Origin of the sequence: uncultured Methylobacterium sp., from assembly GCF_964244095.1 — a bacterium.
Taxonomy (GTDB): Bacteria; Pseudomonadota; Alphaproteobacteria; order Rhizobiales; family Beijerinckiaceae; genus Methylobacterium.
Genome location: NZ_CAXTHR010000259.1, coordinates 1 through 2970, shown reverse-complemented (window position 1 = coordinate 2970; position 2970 = coordinate 1). Strand labels below are relative to the sequence as shown.

The 2970-nt window shown below is 70.4% G+C and carries 4 protein-coding genes and 1 pseudogene; 2 read left to right on the top strand and 3 right to left on the bottom strand.

What is annotated here, in order from left to right; all coding sequences use genetic code 11:
- The 3 genes from ACFE86_RS22165 to ACFE86_RS22155 all read right to left on the bottom strand — a co-directional run.
- The coding region (locus tag ACFE86_RS22165; protein ID WP_375457469.1) for an NAD(P)-dependent oxidoreductase at positions 1 to 526 on the bottom strand (526 nt) is incomplete at its 3' end.
- A 139-nt stretch (positions 527 to 665) separates the two neighbouring features.
- The gene (locus tag ACFE86_RS22160; RefSeq protein WP_375457468.1) at positions 666 to 1232 is read right to left on the bottom strand and encodes a DUF1003 domain-containing protein; all 567 of its coding nucleotides are present in this window, start codon (positions 1230 to 1232) and stop codon (positions 666 to 668) included.
- Positions 1233 to 1319: 87 nt separating this feature from the next.
- Positions 1320 to 1520 carry a hypothetical protein gene (locus ACFE86_RS22155; protein WP_375457467.1) on the bottom strand — a complete coding sequence of 67 codons (201 nt, stop codon included), beginning with the start codon at positions 1518 to 1520 and terminating at the stop codon, positions 1320 to 1322.
- Positions 1521 to 1868: 348 nt separating this feature from the next.
- On the opposite strand from ACFE86_RS22155, the gene rpsO reads away from it, so the two are divergent.
- Together rpsO and ACFE86_RS22145 are read left to right on the top strand one after the other, a co-directional pair.
- Positions 1869 to 2138 (top strand): 30S ribosomal protein S15, encoded by a 270-nt coding sequence (gene rpsO, locus ACFE86_RS22150; protein ID WP_375457466.1) that lies wholly within the window; start codon positions 1869 to 1871, stop codon positions 2136 to 2138.
- A 204-nt stretch (positions 2139 to 2342) separates the two neighbouring features.
- A pseudogene (locus ACFE86_RS22145) lies at positions 2343 to 2970 on the top strand (polyribonucleotide nucleotidyltransferase); the annotation flags it as partial.

Genomic DNA, 2970 nt, shown 5'->3' with positions numbered 1-2970 from the left:
TCGAGAGCTGCGTGCCGATGTTGCCGTAGCCGACGATGCCGAGCGTCTTGCCGCGCACCTCGACCGAACCCTCGGCCGACTTGTCCCAGAGGCCCGCATGCGCCCCGACCGAGCGCGGGACGACCCGGCGCAGCAGCATGACGATCTCGCCGATGACGAGTTCGGCCACCGAGCGGGTGTTGGAGAACGGCGCGTTGAACACCGGCACGCCGCGGCGGCGCGCGGCGTCGAGGTCGACCTGGTTGGTGCCCACCGAGAAGCACCCCACGGCGAGCAGCCGGTCGGCGGCAGCGAGCGCCGCCTCGTCGAGCTGCGTCCGCGAGCGGATGCCGAGGATGTGCACGCCCTTCAGCGCCGCGTGCAGCGCCGCCCTGTCCAACGCCTTCGGCAGGTGGACGAGGTTGCCGTAGCCGGCCGCGCGCATCAGCGCGACGGCGCTGTCGTTGATGCCTTCGAGCAGCAGCACCCGGATCTTGTCCTTGGGCAGCGAGAGCTTTTCGGGGCTCGGGAGCGTTTCGGGGATCATGGCGTCATCGGGCGTTCGCCGCTGGCGCCGTCGCGCCGCTGGCGGTCAGCGATAGGGGCCGCGATTCCGCAACGCAACGACGCGGACGGATGGCCGGGATGCGTCGCGCTGCCGGGTCGTCCCGGTTCGTGCCGGCCCGCTACGCCGCGGGCGGGTCCCGCGGGACGGCCTCCAGCGCGGCACCGAGGGCCGCGATCCGGCCGGTCTGGTCGAGGATCAGACCCTCGAGCCGCTCGATCCGGATGCGATCGAGCTTGTCGTGCAGCGACATGATCTCGATCTCAGCCTTCAGGTTGATCTCGTAGTCCAGGCCGGCGGCGATGCGGTCGCGCTCCGCCTGCCGGTTCTGCGACATCAGGATCACCGGCGCCTGGAGCGCCGCCACCATCGACAGGATCAGGTTGAGGAAGATGTAGGGATACGGGTCGAAGCCGCCGCTCCGCGCCAGGACGACGGTGTTCAGGACGACCCAGGCCACGAGCAGCCCCGTGAACGAGACGATGAACCCCCAGGAGCCGCCGAGGCGGGCGACCCGGTCGGCGAGGCGCTCGCCGAAGGCCGGGCTCGCGGCCGGGGCGGCCACCACGTCGGTGCGCGCGTGCAGCCGCGTCGCGATGCGGGCGAGAATGCGCTGGTCGCGGGCCGACAGGCAGCCGACGCCCCGATCGAGGAGCTGCCGGGCGAGATGCGTGACCGTTTCGTCCATGTCGCTCGAAGCGCCTCCCGTGGCGGCCGAACCGCCACGGCACGGGCCCGCGGCGAATCCGCCGGCGCCGCTCCGTGGCCCGCTTGCTTAGGCGGCGATGCCCTTCACGAGGCGCTCGATCGTGTCCAGGGCATCGCCGATGCGGGTGGTCTCGGCCAGGATCTTTCCGGCCTCGACCTTGGCCTCGGCATCCGACCCCCACCAGATCCCGCCGTCGATATTCCTGATCATCGTCGTGAGGCGGGCGTTCTGGACCCCCATTTCTTCGATCGCGGTCTGGCAAATCATGGTCGCGTTCTTCCCTTGCTTCGCCGCGACCATACCGCAAACTCTCGGCTCGGTGCGAAGAAACCGGCCCGGCGGGCCGCCCGCGCCCGCCGGCCGCCGGATCGCTCCGGCCGGACGATCCGCGACAGCGACGGGACTGGCGCGCCCATGCGTTTCGTGTATGGTCCGCTCGGCCTTGGCCCGGCGACGGGCGGGGCCATCACCGCTTGGGCCAACGACCCTGCTGGACGACATCCCGGCACCGGCCAAGACCCGAGCATGACCAAGACCCGAGCATGATCCGGCGCGCGACCCTCCGATCGGAGGCCAGCCGCCCTCGCTCCGAAATCCCCACCGAAAGGCACTGCGATGTCGATCACGGCAGAGCGCAAGACCGCGCTCATCAAGGAACACGCCAAGGGCGCCAAGGACACCGGCTCGCCGGAGGTCCAGGTGGCGATCCTCACCGAGCGGATCACCAACCTCACCGCCCACTTCAAGACCCACGGCAAGGACAACCATTCCCGCCGCGGCCTCCTGAAGATGGTCTCGCAGCGCCGCTCGCTGCTCGACTACGTCAAGCGCAAGGACGAGGCCCGCTACCGTGGGCTGATCGAGCGCCTCGGCATCCGCCGCTAGGCGTTCCGCGCGGTCTCGGGCCCGGCCCGGGACCGCGTTCTGACACCTCGGGCGGCCGGAACGGGTCCGGCGTTCGAGCAAACGGGCGACTTCGAGGCGCGAACACCAGGGACAGGATCGCTGGGAACTCGAGAGCGAGTTCCCCGCCATCTTGCCCCTGGCCGCGCCGGGTCCGCCCGCCGCATGATGGCAAGGATAGCAAGAATGTTCGACGTCCAACGTGAAGAGCTGATGTGGGGCGACCGCCGCCTCGTGCTGGAGACCGGCAAGGTCGCCCGCCAGGCCGACGCCGCGGTGATGGCGACCTACGGCGAGACCTCGGTGCTCGCCACCGTGGTCTCCTCCAAGGAGCCGAAGGCCGGGATCGACTTCCTGCCGCTCACCGTGAACTACCAGGAGCGCGCCTACGCCGCCGGCCGCATCCCCGGCGGCTACTTCAAGCGCGAGGGCCGCCCGTCCGAGAAGGAGACCCTGGTCTCCCGCCTGATCGACCGCCCGATCCGCCCGCTGTTCGTCGAGGGCTGGCGCAACGACACCCAGGTCGTCGTCACGGTGCTGACCCACGACCTCGAGAACGATCCCGACATCCTGGCGATGGTCGCGGCGTCCGCCGCGCTGACGCTGTCGGGCGTGCCGTTCATGGGCCCGATCGGCGCGGCGCGCGTCGGCTATGCCGGCGGCCAGTACACGCTCAACCCGCCGGTCCCGGAGATGGAGGAGTCGGTCCTCGACCTCGTCGTCGCCGGCACCACCGACGCGGTGCTGATGGTGGAATCCGAGGCGAAGGAGCTCTCCGAGGAGATCATGCTCGGCGCCGTGATGTTCGGCCACA

What these genes read in the sequence shown, in the direction of transcription:
- ACFE86_RS22160 (WP_375457468.1), bottom strand. Translation starts at nt 1,232, where the DNA reads ATGGACGAAACGGTCACGCATCTCGCCCGGCAGCTCCTCGATCGGGGC.
- ACFE86_RS22155 (WP_375457467.1), bottom strand. Translation starts at nt 1,520, where the DNA reads ATGATTTGCCAGACCGCGATCGAAGAAATGGGGGTCCAGAACGCCCGC.
- rpsO (WP_375457466.1), top strand. Translation starts at nt 1,869, where the DNA reads ATGTCGATCACGGCAGAGCGCAAGACCGCGCTCATCAAGGAACACGCC.